At 56.5% G+C, this 377-nt stretch carries 1 pseudogene; it reads left to right on the top strand.

The features are described from left to right. Positions 1-377 (top strand): annotated as a pseudogene (locus tag KP705_RS19145) (IS5 family transposase); the annotation flags it as partial.

Raw genomic sequence — 377 nt, 5'->3', positions numbered from 1 at the left:
CGTTGATGACCGCCGTGTGCTGAGCGGCATCATTTTTGTGAACCGCAATGGTATGCGCTGGCGTGATGCGCCCCGGGAATACGGTCCGCACAAAACGCTCTACAATCGCTGGAAGCGTTGGGGCGACATGGGCATTTTCATGCGGATGATGGATGGCCTGTCTACTGCGAAAGCCGAGCCTCAGACGATTATGATTGATGCGACGTATCTCAAGGCGCACCGCACGGCTTCAAGCCTGCGGCTAAAAAGGGGATCCAGGCCGCCTGATCGGTCGCACCAAAGGCGGTATGAACACCAAACTGCATGCGGTCACCGATCAGAACGGACGACCGCTGAGCTTTTTCATGACTGCGGGGCAGATCAGCGATTATACTGGT

This window comes from Gluconobacter sp. P1D12_c, assembly GCF_018812105.1.
GTDB lineage: Bacteria > Pseudomonadota > Alphaproteobacteria > Acetobacterales > Acetobacteraceae > Gluconobacter > Gluconobacter oxydans_A.
The sequence above is the reverse complement of the archived record's forward strand: the minus strand, read 5'-3'. Positions and strand labels throughout refer to the sequence as shown.